The organism is Streptomyces sp. NPDC051183 (genome assembly GCF_040682455.1).
Lineage (GTDB): Bacteria > Actinomycetota > Actinomycetes > Streptomycetales > Streptomycetaceae > Streptomyces.
The window spans coordinates 142,348-164,760 of record NZ_JBFBBA010000001.1; the positions used below are offsets into that span (position 1 = coordinate 142,348).

Genomic DNA, 22,413 nt, shown 5'->3' on the forward strand with positions numbered 1-22,413 from the left:
CTCAGTTCCGTGCCGTCAGACCTGCTCGAAGTGGAAGGACTTGATGAAGCAGTCCCGGGGCTGGCCGATGGCGAAGAGTACGCAGTCCACCAGCGACTGGGCGGTCAGCGGGTCCTTGGCCGTGCGCGGGGCGCTTTCCCACGCCTCGGACAGCGGGTCGTGGTTGTCGAAGTCCGGCGGGTAGAGGGAGATCACGCGGACGCCCTGGTCGCGCAGGCGGCGCGACAGGATCTCGGTGAATCCTGCCTGGGCGCTCTTGGCGGCGTAGAAGGCATCGTGCGCGTCGGAGCGGTGGTGGCCGGCGTCGCCGCACCCGGAGACCATCGTCACGATGTCCGGCTTGGCCGACTTCAGGAGCAGCGGCAGAAAGGCCTTGGTGACGAGGACGGTGCCGGTGGCGCCGGATGCGAGGGTGTCGACGACGTCGTCGTCGGACGCCGAGAGCAGGTCCGGGCCGTGCTGGTAGCGGGAGCCGTTGTTGAGGAGTACGTCGACGTGATCGGTCCGCGCGGCGACCGCTGCCGCGAACTCCCGTACGGAAGCGGGGTCGGTGAGGTCGCAGGCGAAGGCGTGGACCCGCGCGGCGTCGTGGCCCTGGGCGCGGATCTCCTCGCGGACGCGGTCGGCGGCTTCGAGGGTGCGGGCGGAGAGGTAGAGCTCGGCTCCGAGGGCCGCGAACCGCAGGGCGAGGGTGCGCCCGAAGTCGCGGCCTGCGGCGGTGATGACGACACGGTGGTGCCGGAGTTGCATGTCAGGGCTCCTGGTTCGTGGCCGGCCACCATGATCACAGGCGCGGGGATCGGCCGTGCGGCCGGGGCGGATCCGCCCCGGCCGCACCTGCCACCCCCTAGGCTCCGTGCGCCTCGTATCCGCCGTGGCCCTGCTCGGTGGCATGACCGGGTTCGGGCAGCGCGGCGCCGGTCTCCAGCAGCGTCTTGAGGCTGGAGGCGAGCAGCGGCCAGGCCCGGCCGCACATCCCGATCAAGGTGCCGCCGGGCTCGAAGTCCTCGTGCAGGATGGTCAACCGGGCGAGGGTCTCGCCCACCGGCTCGATCTCGTACGTCACCTTCGTGCGCCGCTCGCGCGCCAACTCGGCCCGCAGCTCCTCGCCGATGCCCGCCGAGGCCGCCCACTGCGGGGTGAAGGTGTGCCAGGCGTAGGAGAGCCGGCGGTGCGGAACGCATTCCAGGACCACCTGCGCGGGATCACTGGTCCGCGCCCCGCGCTCCACCCAGTCCATCGGCGAACCCACCGCCCAGTCGGTCTCGAAGCTGAGCCCCCAGTACCGGCGGGTGAAGGCGGGCTCGGTCAGGGCCTGCCACACCCGGGCGGGGTCGGCCTGGATGTAGAGGGTGTAGGTGATCGCAGTCTCGCTCATCCCCCCATGCTGCGGGACCGCCCCCCGCTCACGCCGGATTTGCCCCTCGCGGCGCCCGCCGCACCCGGCGGGCGCCCCGGTCACCAGCGGGTTCCGTGGTCCGGGAGTTCCGTCAGCGGGGTGCGGGTCGCGGCGGGGAGGCACAGCCGGGCGCGGGCCGCGTGGAGCGAGGCGAGCTCGTCGTGCCCGGCCGGCCCCCAGTCGCTGAGCTCACGGACCTGTTCGGGGGTGGCCAGCAGCCGCGCGTGCGCCGCGTCCGGGGCCGGGGGCAGTGCGGTGAGCCGGGCGGCCGTACGGAGGTGGGCGCCCCGGGCGTCGTACCGGTAGCCGAGCGGGACGGCGCCCGCGGTGGGAGCGGCCGTCGGGGGCGGGAGGTGGACGGTGCCGGTGGCGCGGGCGACCAGGAGCAGGACCCGGCCGTCGGGGGCGAAGAGCCACCCCGTGTGTTCCCGTACGGGAAGGTGCTCGGGGGCCGGTCCGGCGTGCCAGGTGCCGTGGTCCGGGCTGCGGCGGGTGCGCAGGACACCGAGCCGGTCCAGGGCGGTGGGGGCGGTGGGCCGGCCGTCCTCCAGCAGCGCGGCGCCCCCGCCGTTGATCCTGGCCCGCAGGGCCGACAGGGCGCGCCGGGCGTCGCCGGGGTCCATCAGGGCGGCCAGGTCGGCCGGCTCGGCGAACTGGATGCCGGTGATCTCCTGGTCCGGGAGCCGGACGGCATCGATCCGCTCGGCGCTCCAGGTCCCGCCGTCGTAGACGTGGAGGATCTCGCCGGGGAAGCCCATCTCGGGCGGGATACCGGGGGTGTCCGCGGGGATCCAGTCGACGGCGAGGCCGCGCGGGTAGTGGCCCTCGATGCCGAGCTCCTCGGACACCTCGCGGGCCGCCGCCGCGGACGGCGACTCCCCCGCGTCCACGGCGCCGCCGGGGAGCAGCCGGTCGGGGCGGTAGTCGACGCTCTGGACGAGGATCCGGCCGGCGCCGTCCGTGACGAGTACGACGGCGCCGGTCCACAGGACGGCGCGCGAGGCCCCGTACTCCTGCGGGGTCATCCAGGTGCCCGGCCGTTCGCGGTCATCGGTCACGGCCTCGTCGGTCAGCTGTGGCATCGGACTCCATTCGCCGTAGGGGCGTTCGCCGTGGGTGGCGCCGCCTGTGCAACAGCGCGTGCGGCCCCCGGGTTACGGCGCCCCGGCAGCGGGACGGAGCTGCCGACGGGGCGGTGGACCGGGCGCGCGGGCCGGTCGGCCGCAGACCTTCGCTTTGCCGCCCCTATACCTCCTTATTACCTGGTTATGTCGTCCTTGCTACGTTCCGTGCGCGGACTGCCGGCCTGAAAACCGTCGGTCCGACCACGTGGCCGGACCGAGGAGAGACCCAGACATGCGACGCGCTTCCCGTACCGGCAGCCGGGCGGCCACCGGAAAGCGGTGGTCCGTGCCGGTCGTCGCGGGCGTGGCCGGCGGCGCCGCGGCCCTCGGCTTCGGCGGGATGTACGTCGCCGGTCTGCTCCTGGCCGGCGAGGACCTCGCCGCGGGTACGAAGGTGCGCGGCGTCGACATAGGCGGGATGAGCCGATCCGAGGCCGCGCGGGTCCTGGACCGGGAGCTCGGCCCGTCCGCCGCGGCCCCGCTGGACCTGCGCGTGGGCGACCGCTCCGAGCAGGCCGGGCCGGGGTCCCTCGGCCTGTCCCTGGACGCCGCTGCCACGGCCGGGCGTGCCGCGCGCTCCGGCGCCGATCCGGTCAGCGTGATCGGCCGGCTGTTCTCCTCGGGCGACCCCGATGTCCGTCCGGTGGTCCGGCTCGACGAGGCGGCGGCCCGCGCCGCTCTCACCGGGCTCGGCGAGAAGACGGCCGTGAAGGCGCGGGAGGGCTCGGTCTCGTTCGAGAAGGGCAAGGCGGCGGCCGTGACCCCGGTCACCGGCACCGAACTCGACGTCGACCGCTCGGTGGAGGTGCTGCGCTCCTCCTATCCCCGGGCTGCCGGCGACCCCGTGGACCTCCCGGTGCGGCGTACGGAGCCGCGCGTCGGGCAGCAGGAGACCGACCGCGCCCTGAAGGAGTTCGCCGGGCCCGCGATGTCGGCGCCCGTCACCCTCACCGTGGACGGCAGGCGGATACCCGTCGGCCCGGCCGTCCTCTCCAAACACCTCAGCATGAAGGACGACGGCCGGGGCCGGCTGGCCCCCGGGATCGACGCCGAGGCGCTGCTCGCCGACCCCGCGCTGGCCGGGCCGCTGCGCCAGGCCGCCCCGGGCGCGGCCGAGGCGAAGCTGCGGCTCGACGGCGACGGCCGGGTCGCCGTCACCGAGGAGGGCCGGGCCGGCCGGCAGGTCACCGGGCAGAGCCTCGGCAAGGCGGTGCTGCCGCTGCTGACCGGCAGCGGCGAAGCCGCCCGTACCGGCGAGGTCGCCACCGAGGCGGTCCGGCCGAAGCTGTCGCGGGAGACGGCCGGCGAGCTCGGGATCAAGGAGCGGGTGTCCTCCTTCACCGTCGACTTCGAGCGGGCCCCGTACCGGACGACGAACATCGGCCGGGCCGCCGAGCTGATCAACGGCTCCCTCGTGATGCCCGACGAGACGTGGAGCTTCAACCGCCGCGTCGGGGAGCGCACGAAGGAGAACGGCTTCGTGGACGGCCTGATCATCAACAACGGCCAGTACGAGAAGGCCGCGGGCGGCGGGGTCTCGGCGGTGGCGACCACCGTGTTCAACGCGATGTTCTTCGCGGGCGTCAAACCGGTCGAGTACGGGGCCCACTCCTTCTACATCGAGCGCTACCCGGAGGGCCGTGAGGCCACCGTCGCCTGGGGCAGCCTGGACCTGCGCTTCGCCAACGACTCGGGCAAGGCGCTCTACATCCAGGCCGAGGCCACCGACACCTCGATCACCATCACTTTCCTCGGTACGAAGAAGTACGACGAGATACGTGCGGTGAAGGGGCCGCGGACGAACGTCAAGCAGCCGCAGACACGGACCGGCAGCGGGCCCAAGTGCGAGCCGCAGTCACCGCTGGAGGGCTTCGACGTCGCCGTGGACCGGGTCTTCGTCAAGGGCGGTGCGGAGGTCAAGCGGGAGACGATGAAGACCCGCTACACGCCGCGCGACACGGTGACGTGTGGATGAGCCGAACCGCCGGGCGGAGGTACGCATGAGCGGCGGCGCGCGGGGCGGCGACGTCCGGAGCGGCAACGTCCCGAGCAGCAACTTCCCGAGCAGCAACTTCCCGAGCAGCAACTTCCCGAGCGGCAACGTCCGGAGCAGTGGCCGCCTCGCCGGTGTCGATGCCGTGCGCGGGCTCGCCGTCCTCGGCATGTTCGCCGTGCACGTCGGGCCGGCCCCGCGGGCCGAGGGCGCCGGGTACCTGATCGTGGCGGCCGACGGGCGGGCCCCGGCCCTGTTCACCCTCCTCGCCGGGTTCTCTCTGGCCCTCGCCCAGCGGGGCCTCGGTTCCGCCGGTGAACTGCCGGACGGCTGGGCGTCGCGCTACCGCCCGCTGCTGATCCGCTGCGCGGTACTGGCCGGGCTCGGTCTGGGGCTGGCCGCACTGTGGCCGGGGATCCTGGTCATCCTGGCCTTCTTCGCCGTGTACTTCCTGGCCGCCGAGCCCTTCACCCGGCTGTCCACCCCGGTGCTCACCGCCGTCGCCGGTGTGTCCGTGGTGGCCGGACCGCTCCTGTCGTTCCTGCTGGGCCCGCTGTTCGGTTACGAGGCCTCCGGTCGCGGCCTGGTGCCCGAAGCCGGAGCCCTGGCGAGCTGGGACGGAGCGGGCCGGGTGCTGTGCGAACTGCTCCTCACCGGCGCCTATCCGCTCGCCACCTACTTCCCGTACGTCCTGGTCGGCCTGGCCCTCGGCCGGCTGTGCGACCTGCGGGAGCGTTCCGTCGCCCTGCGGATGGCGGGCTGGGGCGCGGCGGCGGCAGTCGCCGGGTACGGCGCCGCCTGGCTCTCCACCCATGTGTTCGGCGGCCGCGAGCGACTGCTCGGCGTGATCGCCTCCAGCCACCCGGACGCCGTGGGCGCGGCCGATCCCGTACGGGAGGTGCTGGGCCGGCAGTTCGGCGCCGTGCCGAGCACCTCCTGGGAGTGGCTGCTCCTGGCGGACCCGTACAGCCAGACCCCGCTGGAGACCCTCGGCAACGCGGGCGTCGGCTGCGCCCTCCTCGGGCTGTTCGTGCTCGCCGCGCGGAGCCGGACCGGCGCCCGGCTGCTGCGGCCGCTGACCGCGCTCGGGGCGATGGCGCTGAGCGCGTACGTCGTCCACGCGCTGGTGCTGGCCGGCCCGGCCAACGGGGCCGCTTCCTGGGGCGCGGTGGCCGCCTTCGCGGGAGCGGGGCTGGGCGCGGCGTGGGCGTGGCAGCGGTTCTGGGCGGACAGCCCGCTGCGCCGGGGGCCGTTGGAGCACGCCCTGCGGCTGGTGACGCGCGGGCCCGCCGGGGCCTGAGCGTGCGGGGTGCCGTGACCGGTGGCCTCACCCGTCGCCTCACCCGTCCGCGTGACGGCACGTAGGTTCCGGGGCCCCGGGTACGGCAGGGTGGACGGATGCCGTACCGCCGCCTGACAGCCCTGCCCCTGATGCTGGTCCTTGCCGTGCTGGTGACGACCGCCGGGTGTGTGACCGTGCACCCGACACAGCCGCCGGAGCCCGGGTGGCAGGTGCCGGGGGCGACCCGGACCGCCGCCCGGGAGCAACCGGAGGTCCGGGCCTGGCCGCTCGGGCCGCTGCCGTCGCCCGCGTCCCCCGCGTCGCCGTCCGCCCCGCCGGCGCCGTCGTCCCCGGCCGCCCCCGCCGCTGAGGCCGCCCGGCCTCCCGCGGCGGGGCCGTCGGCGCCCGGTCACCGCCGGGGAGGGTCGGGGCAGAGCGGGAACCGGGCGCCGCGCGGGGCGAAGGCCGCCCAGCCGGCCGCGCCGGAGCGCCGCAAGCGGCCGCCCGCGAAGCCGGGGCCCCGGTCGGCGCCGCAACGGAGCTACGACATGGCCCAGTTGTGTGCGGCCGCCCGGGGGACGGTGTCCCCGTCCATCGTGGCGCTGTGCGGCTGACGGGGATCATCCGACTGGCCCCGGCCCGGCTGCCGGGCGCGGTGGGCGCGGTTCGCTTGGATGGGCGGAGCACGGCCGGACCCGGGCCCGTACCGCCCCCATCCCCAGGGAGTCGCCATGGCGAAGATCGCACTCTTCGGAGCGACCGGCACGATCGGATCCAGAGTGCTGCACGAGGCGCTCGGACGCGGCCACTCGGTCACCGCGGTGGTCCGCGACCCCGCCCGGCTCGCTGCCGGCGGCGGACCGGGGGCCGCCACCGTCGTGCGCGGGAACGTCCTGGACCCGGGATCCGTGGCCCGGGCGGCGGTCGGCCAGGACGTGCTGGTCAGCGCGTTCGGGCCGGGAACCGGGGACCCGGCCGCGCTCGTCAGCGCCGTGAAGTCGCTGATCGGCGGGGTGCGCATGCTGAGCGCGGACGGAGCCCGGCCACGTGTGATCACGGTCGGCGGGGCGGGCTCGCTGCGCACCCCCGGCGGCCCGCCGGTCTGGGACGGGGCCGGGATCCCGGAAGCGGTCCTCGCCGTCATGCACGCCCACGGGGAGGCGCTGGACTTCCTGCGGACCGTGCCGGTGGAGGAGGTGCGCTGGACCAGCCTCAGCCCGCCCGCGCAGGTCGTTCCGGGCGAGCGGACGGGGATGTACCGGCTGGGGCACGACGCCCTGATCGTCGACGACGCGGGCCGCAGTCTGATCTCGGCGGAGGACTACGCCGTGGCCCTGGTCGACGAGATCGAGCGCGACGCGCACGCGGGCCAGAGGTTCACGATCGGCTACTGACAAGCAGACTGGCATGGTCGGGAGCCGCACGGCCCGAGGGGCCGGGGACCCGTTAATGGGTGGATGGCCCTGCTCCGCATACCTAGAGTGACGAGGCACCACGTCGTCGAGCAGGAGCGGATCATGCGCACCCACTACCCCCGGACCCCGCACCTGCCGTGGTCGCCCGGGGCGGCCCCCGACGACGTGCGGACCAGCGGACTCGCCGGGCTGGCCGGGCGGGAGGTGGTGGTCACCGAGAAGCTCGACGGGGAGAACACCACCCTGTACGCCGACGGGCTGCACGCGCGCTCGCTGGACTCGGGGCACCATCCGTCGCGGGCCTGGGTCAAGGGGCTCCAGGGCCGCATCGGCGCCGGGATTCCGGCGGGCTGGCGGGTGTGCGGGGAGAACCTGTACGCCCGCCACTCCCTCGCGTACGAGGAACTCGACTCCTGGTTCTACGGGTTCTCGGTGTGGGACGGGGAGCACTGCCTGGACTGGGACCGGACCGTACGGTTCCTGCACGGCCTCGGGATACCGGGCCCGCGCGTGCTGTGGCGCGGGACGTTCGACGAGCGCGCGCTGCGCAAGCTGCGGCTCGACACCGCGCGCCAGGAGGGGTACGTCGTACGGACCGTGGCCGGATTCCCGCGTGCCGACTTCGGGCGGTACGTGGCCAAGTGGGTACGGGGCGGCCACGTGCAGACCGACACCCACTGGATGTACGCGCCGGTGGTGCCGAACGGGCTGGGCCCGGCCGCTCCGCTGTGGGCGGTGCGGTCGGGGGGCGAGGCGAACGTGGCGGGGCTGCTGGCCGCCGTGGGCGCGGCGGGTGCGGCGGAGGCGGCGGAAGCCGCCGAGCCGGTCGAGGCGGAGACCGTGGCCGAAGTCGTGGCGCGGCTGGACGGGTTGGGCCGGACGGGCGAGGACCGGCTGGTCGGAACCCTGGCCGCGGTACTGCACCGGCGGCCCCGGACCCGGCTCGCCCCGTCGCTGGCCGCCGGGCCGCTCGGGATGCCGGCCGCCCGGCGGGTGGCCGACCTCGTGGGGCTCGCCCCGCACCTGCGGCGGCCGTTCCCGGAGGAGGAGCGGCGGGCCGGGCTGGTCCGGCTGGCCGCCGCGGCGGACCTCGGGGTGCTGCACGCGCTCGCCGCGGGCACGACGGCCACCGGGGACTCCGAGGGGCGGGAGTGCGTGGACTGGTCCGCGCTGTGCGCCGAGGAGGCGGGACTGCTCGTACCCGATCCGCTGGGTGCGCTGCGGTCGGGGCTGCGGGAGGCCCTCGCCGGGCTGGACGCGGACGCGGCCGACCGCTGCTGGGCCCAGGCGCGGGACGCCTTCGGGCAGAGCCGGGTGGCCACGGCCGAGGAGGCGGTGGCCGCGACCTGGCGGTGGCGCGAGGGGTCCTTCCCCCGCCTGGTGCAGCTGTGCGGGCCCTCGGGCAGCGGTAAGAGCACCTATGCCCGGGGCCTGCCCGGAGTCGGCGCGTACATCAGTCTCGACGATCTGCGCACGGCCCGGGGTTCCCGCTCCGACCAGAGCGCCAACGCGGACGTGCTCCGCGAGGGCCTGGACCGGCTGGACGCCGCCCTGGCCGCCGCCGCGCGGACCGGCGGCACGGTGGTGTGGGACGCCACCTCCCTCACCGGCCGGCAGCGCGGCCTCGCAGGTGCGGTCGCGCGGCGCCGCGACGCGCTGGTGACCCACGCCGTGGTGCTGGTCGACGAGGCGGAGCTGCTCCGGCGCAACACCGTGCGCGCGCACCCGGTGCCGCCGCAGGTGCTGGCTTCGCAACTGCACCGGTTCAGCCCGCCGTACCCCGGACAGGCGCACCGCACCTGGTACGTCGGCGCGGGCGGCGCGGTGGAGGACACGGCGGGATCCCTCGACGGGAACGGGAACGGCTGATGCGTACCAGCGAGGAGCTCTACCACCAGGTCCGCTGGGACCCCCGCTTCGACCCCGCCCGCTTCGTGCTGGGGCTGCTCCAGCGCGGGGCCGCACCCAAGCGCGTGCCGCTGCCGTCCTTCGTACCCGGCGGCGACATCCCCTGGCACCGGGTGCTGTTCGTCGAGGCGGACGGCGAGCTGGTGTGGGACCGGGCCACGGGCGTGGACCTGATCGACAGCACCCCGGCCGGGCGGGTCCGCGAACCGCGGCTGCTGCGGGCGCCCTTCTTCACCGCCCGCACCCCGTACTCGTGGGACCCGGCGGGCGGCGGTGCCTGGCGGCCCGCCGACGCGGCACCCGCCGCGCCGGGCCCCGCGCAGGTGCGGCTGCTGACCTGGAACACGCTCTGGGACCGGTACGACGCCCCGCGCATCGCCACCGCCCGGCGCAGGCCGTTGCTGCTGGCCGAGCTGACGGCCGCCGACGCCGATGTCATCGCGCTCCAGGAGGTGGAGCCCGAGCTGCTCCGGATGCTGCTCGCCGAGCCTTGGGTGCGGGCCGGGTACACGCTGGGCACCGACCCCGGCGGCAAGGACGTCGCCGAGAGCGGGCTGCTGGTGCTGAGCCGGCTGCCGGTGCGGGAGGCGGGCCTGCACTCGCTGGGCCCGCACAAGGCGGTCAGCGCCGTCACCGTGGCCACCTCGGCCGGAACCCTGGTGGTCGCGGCCACGCACCTGACCAGCGACCACAGCGAGAACGGCGCCGGACGGCGGACGGCCGAACTGGCCCGGCTGGCCGAGGGGCTGGGCGGCGTCGAGGCCGATGTGGCGCTGCTCGGCGACTTCAACGACGGTCGGACCGGCCCTGCGGGGCCGGCGGCCGCGCTGGGGCTCCGGGATGCCTGGAACGACGTACACGGGGAGCGGGACGGGACACCGACCTTCGATCCGGTGGCCAATCCGCTGGCGGCGGTGGGCTCGCTGTCCGGGCGGGCGGGGCGGCTGGACCGGATCCTGCTGCGGTCGCCGCGGGCCCGGGTGGACCGGGCGGCCCTGCGCGGCGATTCCCCGGGGCCGGAGGGGCTGTTCATCTCCGACCACTACGGGGTCGAGGCGACGCTGGACCTCGGGGCTCCGTCCGACGCGGGGCCCGCGGTGCTCGACGTACGGTCGACCGCGCGGACGGCGGTGGCATGGCTGGCGCCGCACGATCCGGCGGTCGAGGCCCTGCGGCGGGAGCACGACCCGCAGGTGGACCGCTGGCCCGCACACGTGAACCTGCTCTTCGGCTTCGTGCCGGAGTCCTCCTTCGGGGAGGCCCTGCCGTTGCTGGCCGAAGTGGCGGCGGGGACGGCCCCGTTCACGGCGCGGCTGTCCGGCGTGCACAGCTTCGGGCACCGGGAGGACGCCACGATCTGGCTGGACCCGGCGGCCGACTCGGGTACGAAGACGGGGACGGGCGCGGGGGCGGGCGCCGCGTGGCAGGAGTTGTGGCGCGCGCTGGCCCGGCGCTTCCCGGGGTGCGGGGGCCGCTCCGGCGGCTACACCCCGCACCTGACGCTGGGGCGCAGCCGGGACCCGCAGCGGGCGGTGCGGGAGTTCGCCGCTCGGCTCGGCGGTGACGGTCGCGGGGTCCGGGCACGGGTCGGGTCGCTCGCGGTGCTGTCGCGGCACGGGGACGGGCCGATGCGGGTACGGGCGACGGTGGAGCTGGGTACGGGCGAGGTCCGGTGGGAGCCGGAGGGTACGGACGAGCCGGAGGGTACGGACGAGCCGGAGGGTACGGACGAGCCGGAGGGTACGGACGAGCCGGTGGGCGGGACCGCCGAGGTGGCCCCGGACGGCACGGCCGAGCGGGTCCTGGCGCGGATCGCGGCGGCGCTGCCGGACGCCGTGGTGCATGTGGCCGGCTCCCGCCGGATGGGCTGCGCGCTGCCCGGGGCCGATCTGGACCTGGTGGCGGCGCTGCCGGGCACGGCCGCCGGCGTGGCGCAGGTACGGGCGGCGGTGGCGGCGGCGCTGCCGGAGGCCGAGCGGCTGCGGGAGGTGACGGGCGCGCGGGTCCCGGGCCTGCGCCTGCGGGTGGCCGGGCTGGACGTGGACCTGGTCGTGGTGGCCACGGGCGGCCTGGCTCCGGCGCGGGCGGTGGCCCGGCGGGCCGAGCTGGGCGAGGCGGCCGCGGTGGCGCTGAGCGCGGTGAGCGATGCCGATGCCGTACGGGAGTTCGTGGGCGCGGAGCACGCCGCCTTCGCCGGGCTGGCGCGCGAGGTGAAGGCCTGGGCCCGCGCCCGGGGGCTGGATTCCGCGCCCTGCGGCGGGCTGCCCGGCCTGGCCTGGACCGTGCTGGCCGCGCGCACGGTGCGCGAGGCCGCGGACCTCTCCCCCGAGGCCCTGCGGCGGGAGTTCTTCGGGACGTGGGCGGCGTGGGACTGGCGCGTCCCGGTCGGCCTGGCGCCGGGCGCGGAGGCGCCGTACGGGGACGCGGATCCGGTCACCGTCCTCACCCCTTCCGCGCCGGTCCGCAGTTGCACGGCCCAGGTGGGCCCCGGGCTGCGGGACCTGCTCGGGCGGGAGCTGTACGCGGCCTGGGAGGCCGTGGAGGCCGACCCCGGGGCACTGCTTCCCCGCACGGCCCCGGCCCTGCACCGGCGGCACGCGGCCTGGGCCGTGGTCACCGTACGGGCGGGGGGCGCAAGGGAGTTGGAGGAGTCCCGGGGGCGGATGCGCGGCCGCCTGCGCGCCCTTCTGGGCACCCTGTCCGAGGCCGGGGTCGCGGACGCGCACGCCTGGCCCCGGCCGTTCGAGTCGGCCGACACCCTGGCCCGCTACGCCACGGGCCTCGGCGCGAACCCGCCGGACGCGGCCCGGCTGGCCGCTCTGACCGCGCCGTGGTCGGCCACCCTTCCGGGTGTCGAGGTGACGTGGGCGGAGTGCGGCGCGATCCGCTTCACCTCCGACTAACGAACACAAGTCGGCGACGGGGCCGAGGAGTCGGACACTTCCCGAACCGGGACTGAGCTCCGTCCCGCCGCAGCGGGCATGGCGGGACGGAGCGGTCAGAGCCTCAGTAGAGTCCCGCCATCTTTTTTCGTCAATACTTTTCACAAGGATTGAAAGAACCCCAAGTTCACAGGCCTGACGCCTATTTGACATGGTGTTTGATCTTCAGTTCATGAACGCCGAAACCCTTGACGCCCCCGTGCAGGGCCAGTTCACTCACGCTTCGATCCCCCGGATCCATGACGTCAGGAGTGCCCCGCATGCCCCTCCTCTCCGATCGCCCGCCGCGGCTCCCCGTCGCGGCGCTCGCCGCCGCACTGGTCGCGGCCCTGCTGGTGCTCCTCCCGGGCACCGCCGCCACCGCCGCTCCCACGCTCCTCTCGCAGGGCAGGCCCGCCACCGCCTCCAGCCTCGAAGGCGCGGGGACCCCCGCGGGCGCCGCCGTGGACGGCGACAACGGCACCCGCTGGTCGAGCCAGTTCGCCGACCCGCAGTGGATACAGGTCGACCTCGGGGCCGCCGCCCAACTGAGCCAGGTCGTCCTGCGCTGGGAGACCGCGGCCGCCAAGGCGTACCGGATCGAGCTGTCCACCGACGGCAGCACCTGGTCCACCGCCCACTCGACCACCGCCGGCACCGGCGGGACCGCCACGCACGACATCACCGGCACCGCCCGCTACGTGCGGATGTACGGGACCCAGCGCACCACCGTCTACGGCTACTCGCTCTGGGAGTTCCAGGTCTACGGGACCACGGGCACCGGCCCCACCCTCCCCGGCGGCGGGGACCTCGGCCCGAACGTGATCGTCTTCGACCCGTCGACGCCGAACATCCAGGCCAGACTGGACGAGGTGTTCAGGCAGCAGGAGTCCGCCCAGTTCGGCACCGGCCGCTACCAGTTCCTGTTCAAGCCGGGTACCTACAACGGGCTCAACGCCCAGATCGGCTTCTACACCTCCGTCTCCGGCCTCGGACTCAGCCCGGACGACACCACCATCAACGGTGACGTGACCGTCGACGCGGGCTGGTTCAACGGCAACGCCACCCAGAACTTCTGGCGTTCGGCGGAGAACCTCGCGCTCAACCCGGTCAACGGGACCGACCGCTGGGCCGTTTCGCAGGCCGCACCGTTCCGCCGCATGCACGTCAAGGGCGGCCTCAACCTAGCCCCCACCGGCTACGGCTGGGCGTCCGGCGGCTACATCGCCGACTCCCGGATCGACGGCCAGGTCGGCAACTACTCGCAGCAGCAGTGGTACACCCGCGACAGCTCCATCGGCAGCTGGGGCAACGGCGTCTGGAACCAGGTCTTCTCCGGCGTCCAGGGCGCACCCGCACAGGGCTTCCCGGACCCGCCCTACACCACGCTCGACACCACGCCCGTCTCACGCGAGAAGCCGTTCCTGTACCTGGACGGCAATGACTACAGGGTGTTCGTGCCGGCCAAGCGCACGAACGCCCGCGGCACCTCCTGGGGCAACGGCGCACCGCAGGGCACCTCGATCCCGCTCGACCGCTTCTACGTGGTCAAGCCGGGTGCGGACGCCTCCACGATCAACCAGGCACTGGCCCAGGGCCTGCACCTGCTCTTCACCCCGGGCGTCTACCACGTCGACCGGACCATCCGGGTGGACCGCCCCGACACGGTGGTGCTGGGCCTCGGCCTCGCCACGATCGTCCCGGACAACGGGGTGACCGCGATGAAGGTCGCCGATGTGGACGGCGTGAAGCTCGCCGGGTTCCTGATCGATGCGGGAACCGTCAACTCGCCGAGCCTGCTGGAGGTCGGACCCGCCGGGACCACCGCGGACCACGCCGCGAACCCGACCACCGTCCAGGACGTGTTCATCCGGGTCGGCGGCGCCGGGGCCGGCAGGGCCACCGTGGGCATGGTGGTGAACAACCACGACACGATCGTCGACCACACCTGGATCTGGCGCGCCGACCACGGCGACGGGGTGGGCTGGGAGACCAACCGCGCCGACTACGGATTCCGGGTCAACGGCGACGACGTACTGGCCACCGGGCTCTTCGTCGAGCACTTCAACAAGTACGACGTCGAGTGGAACGGCAACCGGGGGCGCACGGTCTTCTTCCAGAACGAGAAGGCCTACGACGCCCCTAACCAGGCGGCCATCCAGAACGGTCCGGTCAAGGGGTACGCGGCGTACAAGGTCGCCGACTCGGTCACCACCCACGAGGGCTGGGGCCTGGGCAGCTACTGCTACTACAACGTCGACCCGACGATCCGTCAGGACCACGGCTTCCAGGCGCCGGTGAAGCCGGGCGTGAAGTTCCACGACCTGCTGGTCGTCTCGCTCGGCGGCAACGGCCAGTACGAGCACGTCATCAACGCCACGGGCGCACCGACCTCGGGCACCTCGACCATCCCCTCCACCGTCGTCTCCTTCCCCTGACCCGCCCCTCCGCCGGCCCGCGGGGCGGCCACCGGCCGCCCCGCGGGCCGCCTCAGAGCTCCATGACGATCTTTCCGGCGGCGTGTCCGGCGCGGCTGAGGTCGAAGGCGGCCGGGAGTTCGGCGAGCGGGAAGGTCTTGGCCACGGTGACCGTGAGCTTGCCGCTGTCCGCGAGTCCGCCCAGCTCCGCGAGGTCGCTGCCGACGGGCCGGACCCACATCCACTGGCCGTCCGCGCCGAGTACGGTGTGGTCGGCGATGGAAGCGTGGCGGCCGCCCTCGGCGAGGACCGCCAGGGTGGTGTCGAGGACGCCGCCGACGAAGTCAGCGACGACCGTGACACCCTCCGGGGCGAGTTCGCGGACGCGGTCGGCGAGGCCCTCGCCGTACTCGACCGGCTCGCAGCCCAGTTCGCGCAGCCGGTCGTGGTTGCGCGGGGAGGCCGTGCCGATGACGCGGGCACCCAGGGCGCGGGCGATCTGTACGCCGAGGGTGCCCACTCCGCCCGCCGCTCCGTGGATGAGCACGGTGTCGTCCTTGCCGGTGTCGAGGCGGGTGAGCAGCTGGTACGCGGTGAGCCCGGCCAGCGGCAGGCCGGCCGCCTCCTGCCAGCTGAGGGAGATCGGCTTGGGCGCCAGGGCGCGTACGGGCACGGTGACGAACTCGGCGAAGGTACCGCCGTGCACGCAGTCCTTGCGGGCGTACGCGACGACCTCGTCTCCGGCCGTGAACTCGGGCACGTCGATGCCGACGATCTCGACGGTTCCGGCCACGTCCCAGCCGGGCACGACGGGGTACACGACGTCCATCAGGCCGTCGAGCCCGCCCGCCATGATCTTCCAGTCGACGGGGTTGACCGAGGCGCACTTGACCCGGACGAGGACCTCGCCGGGGCCGACCTTGGGCACCGGGAGCCGGGTCTCGAAGAGCACCTCCGAGCCGCCGTACGTCTCGTACGCCATCGCCCGCATGGTGCCCTCGGTGTCTTCGGACATGCGCCTCGCCTCTCCGTGAGCTGAGCTGCTGGAACCGCCCCCGGACCATCCCACCACGAAAGGCCGTGCCCGCCCGGGGAAGCCGGGCGGGCACGGCGCGGCGCGGGGGCTACAGGGCCTTGTGGGCGGCGATCACGTCCGCGTAGTGGTGGCCGCTGGACTTGATCGTTCGGCGCTGCGTGGCGTAGTCGACGTGGATCAGGCCGAAGCGCTTGTCATAGCCGTAGGCCCACTCGAAGTTGTCCAGCAGGGACCAGGCGTAGTAGCCGGCCAGCGGGGCGCCGCGGCGGGCGGCGCGGGCGCAGGCGGCCAGGTGGGCCGTCAGGTACGCGGTGCGCCGGGGGTCGTGCACGCTGCCGTCGGGGGCCACGGTGTCGGGGTACGAGGAGCCGTTCTCGGTGATGTGGATGCGCCGGGCGCCGTACTCCTCGGTCAGCCGCATGATCAGGGTCTCCAGCCCGTCGGCGTCGACCTCCCAGTCCATGCCGGTGCGCGGGACGCCGGGCCGCTCGATCATGCGGGCGTGGGGCGCGGGGCCGCCGGGGTCGGCGGTGACCACCTGCGGGAAGTAGTAGTTCAGACCGGTCCAGTCGAGCGGCTCGGCGATGGCGTCGAGGTCGCCGGGGCGTTCGGGCAGGTCCACGCCGTAGACCTCGCGCATGTCGGCGGGGAAGCCGCGGCCGTGCACGGGGTCGAGCCACCAGCGGTTGACGTGGCCGTCCATCCGGCGTGCGGCGGCGCGGTCGGCGTCGCTGTCGGTGGCGGGCTCGACGGTGGAGAGGTTGTTGACGATGCCGATCTGCGCGCCGGGGGCCGCGGCGCGAACGGCCCGGGTGGCGAGGCCGTGCCCGAGGAGGAGGTGGTAGGAGGCGCGGACGGCGGCGGCCAGGTCGGTCCAGCCGGGGGCCATCCGGCCTTCCAGATGGCCGATCCACGCCGAGCAGAGCGGTTCGTTCAGCGTGGCCCACTGGGTGACCCGGTCGCCGAGCCGCTCCGCGACCAGGCCGGCGTACGCGGCGAAGTGCTCGGCGGTGGAGCGCTCGGGCCAGCCGCCGCGGTCCTGGAGGGCCTGGGGCAGGTCCCAGTGGTAGAGGGTGACGGAGGGGGCGATGCCCGCGGCGAGCAGTCCGTCCACCAGCCGGTCGTAGAAGTCCAGGCCCTTGGCGTTGACCTGGCCGTCACCGCCGGGCAGGACGCGCGGCCAGGCGACGGACAGCCGGTAGCCGTCGGTGCCGAGCCGGCGCATCAGGCCGATGTCCTCGCGCCAGCGGTGGTAGTGGTCGCAGGCGGTGTCCCCGTTGTGTCCGCCGTCAATGGCGCCGGCGGTGTGGGAGAAGGTGTCCCAGATGGAGGGGCCGCGGCCGTCCTCGGCCACCGCGCCCTCGATCTGGTAGGCGGAGGTCGCGGTGCCCCAGACGAAGTCGCGCGGCAGGGCGGCGAGGTCGATGACGTTCTCGACGGCGGCGCGTTCGGTCACGGTGAGGCTTTCGGAAAGGGTCATTTGACGGCTCCTGCCGTGAGTCCTGCCACCAAGTACCGCTGGAGCAGCAGGAATCCGGCGACGACGGGGATGCTGACGACGAGCGAGGCGGCCATGATCTGGTTCCAGTAGACGTCGTTCTGGGTGGAGTAGCCCTGCAGGCCGATGGCGAGGGTGCGGGTGGTGTCGTTCGTCATGACGGAGGCGAAGAGGACCTCGCCCCAGGCGGTCATGAAGGCGTACACGGCGACGGCGACGATGCCGGGGACGGCGGCCGGCACGACGACGCGCAGCAGCGCGCCGAGCGGTCCGCAGCCGTCGACGGTGGCGGCCTCGTCGAGGTCGCGGGGTACCGAGTCGAAGTAGCCGATGAGCATCCAGATGGAGAAGGGGAGGGAGAAGGTGAGGTAGGTGAGGATCAGCCCGCCGCGGGATCCGTAGAGCGCCACCCCGGTGCTGTTGCCGATGTTCACGAAGATCAGGAACAGCGGGAGCAGGAAGAGGATCCCGGGGAACATCTGGGTGGAGAGCACGGTGACGGTGAACAGGCGCTTGCCGCGGAAGCGGTAGCGGCTGACGGCGTAGGCGGCGAAGACGGCGATCACCACGGAGCAGACGGTGGCGGCGCCCGACACGATCAGGGAGTTCACGAAGTACTTGGCGAGCGGCACAGTGTGCCAGATGTCGATGTAGGGGCGGATGGTGAGCTCGCTGGGGATCCAGCGGAACTGTCCCGCCACGTCCTTGAGCGGTTTGAGCGAGCTGGTGACCATCACGTAGACGGGCAGCAGCACGAAGGCGGAGAGCAGGGTCAGGAAGACCGCTCGGATCGCTTTGAAGGAGGCGGGCGGGTCGAGCGGGTTGCGGGCCTTGCTCGCGCGCCCGGCCCCGGTGCTAGGCATCGGCGTTCCTCCGTCCCCTGGTGGTGAGGGCCAGGTAGCCGGACGTGACGAGCAGCAGGAAGAGCAGCAGCAGGACGGACATCGCCGAGCCGGTGCCGAAGTTCCAGGTCACGAAGCTGGACTGGTAGATGTGGATGGAGATGAGGTCGGCGGCCTCGGGGGCCGATTTGCCGAACAGCACGAAGGGCGTGTTGAAGTCGTTGAAGGTCCACAGGAACAGCACGAGGACCAGTACCTGGTTGACCGCGCCGACCGAGGGCAGGGTGATCCGGTGGATCTGCTGCCAGACGCCGGCCCCGTCCAGCGCGGCGGCCTCGTAGAGCTCCTTGGGGATGTTCTGCAGCGCGGCCGTCACGATCAGGAAGGCGAACGGCCAGCCCTTCCAGACGGACACGGTCAGCAGGGCCCAGAAGCTGTTCTCGCCCAGCAGCCAGAAGGTGTGTTCGGCGCCGCCGATGCCCAGTTGGTCGTGGATGACGTGGTTCACCAGGCCGTTGTCCCGCTGGAACATGAACGCCCAGGTAATGACGGCCGCGTAGACGGGCAGAGCGTACGGGACGAGGAACAGCGCCCGCAGGATGCCCCGGCCGCGGAAGGTCTCCTGCGTGAACACGGCGGCGGCGGTGCCGACGGACCAGCACAGGCCGACGGAGAGCAGGGTGAAGGCGCAGGTGGTGAGGAAGGAGCCGAGCAGGGCCTCGCCGACGGGCTTGTTGACGTCGACGGCGAGTTCGTAGTTGTCGAATCCCGTCCAGGGGGCGCTGGACCAGTCCCGGATGAAGAACTGAGTCAGTTCCCGGAAGCTCATCATGATGCCCATCGCCATCGGGACGAGGTGGATGAGCAGTTCGAGGAGCAGGGCGGGCAGGAGCAGGAGGTAGGGCAGGGCGGTACGCCGTACCCGTCCGGTGCGGTGCGCGCGGGCGGCGGTACGCCGCACCCGCCCCGCGGTCGCGGATGTCATGGGGCTGCGCTCACTTCGCCATCTGCTGCTGGGCCTTGGTGAGCCTCGACCTGACCGATTCGGCGGTCACCGGCCGGCCGGCCGCGGCGTCGGCGAACAGCTCCTTGACGGCGGTGCCGACGGCGGTCTCGAACTGGGACTCCTCGGGGACCTGCGGGAGCGGGGCGGCGCTGGTGGCGAGGGTGTTGCGCAACACGGTGAGGTCGTCGTTCGCGAAGGCGGGGTCGCTCTGGGCGGCTTTGACGGGCGGGATGGAGCCGTAGGTCTTGTTGAGGAGCTTCTGCTCCTCGTCGCTGGTCATGAACTTCACGAACTTCAGCGCGCCGTCGATGTTGTCGGTGTTCCTGAAGACGGCCATGTTGATTCCGGCGACCATGGAGTTGGTGTTCCTGCCGGTGCCGGGGGTGCCGCCGGCGGGCACCGGGACGGGGGCCACGCCCCAGTCGCCCTCCTTCATCCCGTGGGACTTGAAGCTGCTGGCCGCGCTCTGCCACAGGACCATGGCGGTCTTGCCGTTCGCGAAGTCCTGGAGGGACTGGTTCTTGTCGTACTCGGCGTTGCCGGGCGCGATGATCTTGTCCTTGGCCATGAGGTCGACGTACTGCTTGACCGCCTCGACGTTGGCCGGGGTGTCGAAGGTGGGCCGGCCGGCCGCGTCGAAGAAGTCCGCACCGTGCTGTTTGGCGAGGACGAAGGCCTGGTGGATGTTGTTGGAGGGGTTCGAGCCCTCGGCTCCCAGTGCCCACTTGCCGTCCTTGGACAGCCGCCGGCCGATGGCGGTCATCTCGTCCCAGGTGGCCGGGGGCTTCTCGATGCCCGCCTCCTGGAACATCTTCTTGTTGTAGTAGAGCGCGTACGACATCGAGTAGAGCGGGACGGCGGCCGGGTCCTTGCCGGGGGCGCCGGCCGAGCCGATGGCGGAGTCGACGAACCGGTCCTTGCCGCCGATCGCGTCGAAGTTCTTCGCGTCCCAGGGCAGCAGGGCGCCGGTGGCCTGGAGGGAGGAGGACCAGGTGTTGCCGATGTTGAGGACGTCCGGCCCCTGGCCGGAGGCGGTGGCCGCGAGGATCCTGTTGAGCAGGTCGGACCACGGCACCACCTCCAGCTTGACCTTGATGCCGGTCTGCTCCTCGAACTTCTTCAGCTCCGGGCCGAGGGTCGCCTGGTCCGCCGCGATGTCGGGACCCTGGTTGGAGGCCCAGTAAGTGAGCTCCTTGGGGGCCGTGTTGGAGCCGCCCGCGTTGTCGGCGGAGCCGCCTCCGCAGGCGGTGGCGGCGACGGTGAGCAGGGAGACGGCGGTGGCGGCGGCTGCGGCTCGGGTTCTGCGCATGGCGGCTCGGTCCCTTTCGGCGGGTCGGGAGAAAGGCCGGTGATGCGGTCCGAGCACCCGGGCTCGGTCGCCCCGTTACATCCAGGCCTTAATTTAGGACGTGAGTTAAGCCTCGGGAAAGGGTCGCGTCAAGGGGTCGCGCAGGGGTATGTTGCGATCGATGTCAGCACGGAAGGAGCCACATGACCACGGGGCGTAGCGGACGTACGGTGCGGGACCTGCGGCGCGGCAACCGCAGCGCCGTACTGCAGCGGCTGTATTTCGGCGGGCCGATGAGCCGTCAGGAGCTGGGCCCCGCCACCGGGCTGAGCTCCGGGTCCGTCAGCAACGTGGTCGGCGAGCTCGTCGCCGACGGGCTCCTGGAAGAGGCCGGCGTCGTCGACTCCGACGGCGGCAGGCCCCGCACCCTGTTGCGCGTGGCGCCCGGCAGCGCCCACATGATCGGGATCGACGTCGGCGAAACCCGGGTCCGCGTCGAGCTGTTCGACCTCACGCTCACCGAACTCGCCCGCACCGAGATGCCGTTGAAGCCGCGCGGCTGCTACGACGTGGGCCCGATCGTGGACCACGTACGGTCCGGGATCGCCACCGTGCTCGCCGAGGCCGGAGTCGGCACGGAGCGTCTGCTGGGGGTCGGGGTGGGCGTGCCCGGCATCGTCGACCGCGACGCGCCCGGCGGCGCCGTCGTGCACGGGCAGACCATCGGCTGGGACGCGGTCCCCCTGGAGGCGCTGCTGCGTGCCACCGGAGCCGTGCCGCCCGAGGTCCCTTACATCATCGACAACGGCGCGCGCACGCTCGGCCAGGCGGAGATGTGGTTCGGGGCGGGCCGGGGTGCCCGGGACGCGGTCGTGGTCCTCTTCGGCTCGGGCGTCGGCGCGAGCCTGATCACCGACGGCTCCCCCGAGGGCGGCAACACCGAAGGCACGCCCCTGGAGTGGGGCCACCTGACCGTGTCGGTACGCGGGCGGCGCTGCCGGTGCGGGGCGCTGGGCTGCCTGGAGGCGTACACGGGCGCGGAGTCCCTGCTGGCCCGATGGGCGGAACGGGGCGGGGGCGCGGGGGCCGCGGTGGACGAGGAGGAGGCCCTCTCCGCCCTGCTGGCCGCGGCGGACGCCGGTGACGCGGTGGCCCGGGAGGTGCTGGACGAGACGGCGGAGTACCTCGGCGCGGGCCTGTCGGACGTGATCAACCTGTTCCAGCCCGAGCGCATCCTGATCGGCGGCTGGGCCGGCCTGATGCTGGGCCCGCGTATCCTTCCGGCGGTACGGGAGCACGCGACCCGGTACGCCCTGCGGCATCCCGCCGCCCGGGTCACCATCGACATGGGCTCCCTCGGCCCGGACGCCGTCACCGTCGGCGCGGCCACACTGCCGCTGTCGGCCTTCTTCGCCACGGGCGGCCGGCGCCGCCACAGCCCCGAACCGCCGGCGGAACAACCGGGCTGGCGCACGGCCCTGAACACCCGGGGCGAGGCCACCGCACGGCGGGGGTAGCGCTGCGACCGGGGCCCCACCGTGCCGCGACGCCCGGCCGGGCCGGTTCGGCCGTGGGCTCAGACAGGGGGCTCAGACGGGCGGGCTCAGACGGGGGGGCTCAGACGGAGGCCGACTCAGACGGGGGCTCAGACAGGGAGCTCAGACGGAGGCCGACTCAGACGGGGTGCGCGGCCTGGAAGGCCAGGCGGGCGTCCGCGCCCTCGGCGAGCCGCCCGAGCAGCTCGTCGAGCCGCAGGTACACCTCCCAGCGCTCACCGCCCGCCACCCCCACCAGGCGGCCGATCAGGAGGTCCTCCAACTCCGGTACCCGCTTGCCCTTCCACACCTTGTCGGCGGTGCTGGCCAGCAGCTCCTCAAGGCTCACGTCCGGCTCCGCCCAGGCGGCGTGGGTCGCGGCGAAGCGGGACCGCTCCGGGCCGAACCCGTGGTCGAGCAGGAGGTCCCGCCCGGCCGGCTCGTGCGCGGAGCCGGGGCCGGTGAGCTCGGCGGGGTGCACCGCCTTGCCCACGTCGTGCGTGGCCGCTCCGAACAACACGGCCTCCCGGTCGAAGGCCAGGCCCGGGCAGTACCCCGTCAGCCAGTCGGCCAGCTCGTACGCCACGTCGTGCACGAGCCGCAGGTGCGCCGCGAGCCGGGGCGGGTCCGCCAGTACGCGCAGCAGTTCGGCCACCTCCGGCGGCAGCGGGCGCACCCGCGGGTCCCCCGGGGTGTCGAGGGCGCGGGACAGCGCGTCGTTCGCGATCATCCCGCCAGGCTAACCCGCC

At 73.6% G+C, this 22,413-nt stretch carries 17 protein-coding genes; 8 read left to right on the plus strand and 9 right to left on the minus strand.

Annotated elements, in window-relative coordinates; all coding sequences use genetic code 11:
* Positions 1-15 precede the first annotated feature (15 nt).
* The 3 genes from AB0M99_RS00700 to AB0M99_RS00710 form a co-directional block, all read right to left on the minus strand.
* On the minus strand, positions 16-750 hold the full coding sequence (locus AB0M99_RS00700; protein WP_365916026.1) for an SDR family oxidoreductase: 735 nt from the start codon (positions 748-750) through the stop codon (positions 16-18).
* 97 nt (positions 751-847) lie between these two features.
* Entirely contained in the window at positions 848-1,378 is a 531-nt protein-coding gene (locus AB0M99_RS00705) for an SRPBCC family protein (protein WP_365916028.1), read from the minus strand.
* Between the two features lie 80 nt (positions 1,379-1,458).
* A complete protein-coding gene (locus tag AB0M99_RS00710; RefSeq protein WP_365916030.1) occupies positions 1,459-2,481 on the minus strand; it encodes an NUDIX hydrolase in 1,023 nt (340 codons plus the stop codon).
* 382 nt (positions 2,482-2,863) lie between these two features.
* On the opposite strand from AB0M99_RS00710, the gene AB0M99_RS00715 reads away from it, so the two are divergent.
* The 7 genes from AB0M99_RS00715 to AB0M99_RS00745 all read left to right on the plus strand — a co-directional run bounded on the left by AB0M99_RS00715 (position 2,864) and on the right by AB0M99_RS00745 (position 14,480).
* Complete coding sequence (locus AB0M99_RS00715; protein ID WP_365916514.1) at positions 2,864-4,498, plus strand: VanW family protein; 1,635 nt, start codon at positions 2,864-2,866, stop codon at positions 4,496-4,498.
* 25 nt (positions 4,499-4,523) lie between these two features.
* Positions 4,524-5,816 (plus strand): DUF418 domain-containing protein, encoded by a 1,293-nt coding sequence (locus AB0M99_RS00720; RefSeq protein WP_365916032.1) that lies wholly within the window; start codon positions 4,524-4,526, stop codon positions 5,814-5,816.
* 98 nt (positions 5,817-5,914) lie between these two features.
* Positions 5,915-6,412: a hypothetical protein gene (locus tag AB0M99_RS00725; protein WP_365916033.1), complete on the plus strand. Its 498-nt coding sequence runs from the start codon at positions 5,915-5,917 to the stop codon at positions 6,410-6,412.
* 117 nt (positions 6,413-6,529) lie between these two features.
* Positions 6,530-7,192, plus strand: a complete 663-nt coding sequence (locus AB0M99_RS00730) for an NAD(P)H-binding protein (protein WP_365916035.1) — start codon at positions 6,530-6,532, stop codon at positions 7,190-7,192.
* 123 nt (positions 7,193-7,315) lie between these two features.
* Positions 7,316-9,082, plus strand: a complete 1,767-nt coding sequence (locus tag AB0M99_RS00735) for an RNA ligase family protein (protein ID WP_365916516.1) — start codon at positions 7,316-7,318, stop codon at positions 9,080-9,082.
* A complete protein-coding gene (locus AB0M99_RS00740; protein WP_365916037.1) occupies positions 9,082-12,024 on the plus strand; it encodes a poly(A) polymerase in 2,943 nt (980 codons plus the stop codon). The genes AB0M99_RS00735 and AB0M99_RS00740 overlap by 1 nt, the downstream gene beginning before the upstream one ends.
* A gap of 299 nt (positions 12,025-12,323) precedes the next feature.
* Positions 12,324-14,480 carry a discoidin domain-containing protein gene (locus AB0M99_RS00745; protein ID WP_365916039.1) on the plus strand — a complete coding sequence of 719 codons (2,157 nt, stop codon included), beginning with the start codon at positions 12,324-12,326 and terminating at the stop codon, positions 14,478-14,480.
* A gap of 52 nt (positions 14,481-14,532) precedes the next feature.
* Here AB0M99_RS00745 and AB0M99_RS00750 read toward each other — a convergent pair whose 3' ends face one another.
* The 5 genes from AB0M99_RS00750 to AB0M99_RS00770 all read right to left on the minus strand — a co-directional run bounded on the left by AB0M99_RS00750 (position 14,533) and on the right by AB0M99_RS00770 (position 20,150).
* A complete protein-coding gene (locus tag AB0M99_RS00750) occupies positions 14,533-15,474 on the minus strand; it encodes an NADP-dependent oxidoreductase (protein WP_365916041.1) in 942 nt (313 codons plus the stop codon).
* A gap of 109 nt (positions 15,475-15,583) precedes the next feature.
* Positions 15,584-16,975, minus strand: coding sequence for a GH1 family beta-glucosidase (locus AB0M99_RS00755; RefSeq protein WP_365916043.1), 1,392 nt, complete (start codon positions 16,973-16,975; stop codon positions 15,584-15,586).
* Positions 16,972-17,856 (minus strand): carbohydrate ABC transporter permease, encoded by an 885-nt coding sequence (locus AB0M99_RS00760; RefSeq protein WP_365916045.1) that lies wholly within the window; start codon positions 17,854-17,856, stop codon positions 16,972-16,974. Before AB0M99_RS00760 ends, AB0M99_RS00755 begins: the two co-directional genes overlap by 4 nt.
* Entirely contained in the window at positions 17,849-18,820 is a 972-nt protein-coding gene (locus AB0M99_RS00765) for a sugar ABC transporter permease (RefSeq protein ID WP_365916047.1), read from the minus strand. The genes AB0M99_RS00760 and AB0M99_RS00765 overlap by 8 nt, the downstream gene beginning before the upstream one ends.
* Before the next feature lie 10 nt (positions 18,821-18,830).
* The gene (locus AB0M99_RS00770; RefSeq protein WP_365916049.1) at positions 18,831-20,150 is read right to left on the minus strand and encodes a sugar ABC transporter substrate-binding protein; all 1,320 of its coding nucleotides are present in this window, start codon (positions 20,148-20,150) and stop codon (positions 18,831-18,833) included.
* Between the two features lie 182 nt (positions 20,151-20,332).
* Between AB0M99_RS00770 and AB0M99_RS00775 the strand changes: the two genes are divergently transcribed.
* Entirely contained in the window at positions 20,333-21,646 is a 1,314-nt protein-coding gene (locus AB0M99_RS00775) for an ROK family transcriptional regulator (RefSeq protein WP_365916051.1), read from the plus strand.
* Between the two features lie 157 nt (positions 21,647-21,803).
* Here the strand turns inward: AB0M99_RS00775 and AB0M99_RS00780 are convergent, their stop codons facing one another.
* Positions 21,804-22,394, minus strand: coding sequence for an HD domain-containing protein (locus AB0M99_RS00780; protein WP_365916053.1), 591 nt, complete (start codon positions 22,392-22,394; stop codon positions 21,804-21,806).
* Positions 22,395-22,413 lie beyond the last annotated feature (19 nt).

Bases quoted from the DNA above. Each gene is read 5' to 3' on its own strand.
- AB0M99_RS00710 (WP_365916030.1), bottom strand. From the start codon at position 2,481: ATGCCACAGCTGACCGACGAGGCCGTGACCGATGACCGCGAACGGCCG.
- AB0M99_RS00760 (WP_365916045.1), bottom strand. From the start codon at position 17,856: ATGCCTAGCACCGGGGCCGGGCGCGCGAGCAAGGCCCGCAACCCGCTC.
- AB0M99_RS00715 (WP_365916514.1), top strand. From the start codon at position 2,864: ATGTACGTCGCCGGTCTGCTCCTGGCCGGCGAGGACCTCGCCGCGGGT.
- AB0M99_RS00765 (WP_365916047.1), bottom strand. From the start codon at position 18,820: ATGACATCCGCGACCGCGGGGCGGGTGCGGCGTACCGCCGCCCGCGCG.
- AB0M99_RS00745 (WP_365916039.1), top strand. From the start codon at position 12,324: ATGCCCCTCCTCTCCGATCGCCCGCCGCGGCTCCCCGTCGCGGCGCTC.
- AB0M99_RS00750 (WP_365916041.1), bottom strand. From the start codon at position 15,474: ATGTCCGAAGACACCGAGGGCACCATGCGGGCGATGGCGTACGAGACG.
- AB0M99_RS00755 (WP_365916043.1), bottom strand. From the start codon at position 16,975: ATGACCCTTTCCGAAAGCCTCACCGTGACCGAACGCGCCGCCGTCGAG.
- AB0M99_RS00720 (WP_365916032.1), top strand. From the start codon at position 4,524: ATGAGCGGCGGCGCGCGGGGCGGCGACGTCCGGAGCGGCAACGTCCCG.
- AB0M99_RS00705 (WP_365916028.1), bottom strand. From the start codon at position 1,378: ATGAGCGAGACTGCGATCACCTACACCCTCTACATCCAGGCCGACCCC.
- AB0M99_RS00775 (WP_365916051.1), top strand. From the start codon at position 20,333: ATGACCACGGGGCGTAGCGGACGTACGGTGCGGGACCTGCGGCGCGGC.
- AB0M99_RS00770 (WP_365916049.1), bottom strand. From the start codon at position 20,150: ATGCGCAGAACCCGAGCCGCAGCCGCCGCCACCGCCGTCTCCCTGCTC.
- AB0M99_RS00725 (WP_365916033.1), top strand. From the start codon at position 5,915: ATGCCGTACCGCCGCCTGACAGCCCTGCCCCTGATGCTGGTCCTTGCC.
- AB0M99_RS00700 (WP_365916026.1), bottom strand. From the start codon at position 750: ATGCAACTCCGGCACCACCGTGTCGTCATCACCGCCGCAGGCCGCGAC.
- AB0M99_RS00735 (WP_365916516.1), top strand. From the start codon at position 7,316: ATGCGCACCCACTACCCCCGGACCCCGCACCTGCCGTGGTCGCCCGGG.
- AB0M99_RS00730 (WP_365916035.1), top strand. From the start codon at position 6,530: ATGGCGAAGATCGCACTCTTCGGAGCGACCGGCACGATCGGATCCAGA.
- AB0M99_RS00740 (WP_365916037.1), top strand. From the start codon at position 9,082: ATGCGTACCAGCGAGGAGCTCTACCACCAGGTCCGCTGGGACCCCCGC.
- AB0M99_RS00780 (WP_365916053.1), bottom strand. From the start codon at position 22,394: ATGATCGCGAACGACGCGCTGTCCCGCGCCCTCGACACCCCGGGGGAC.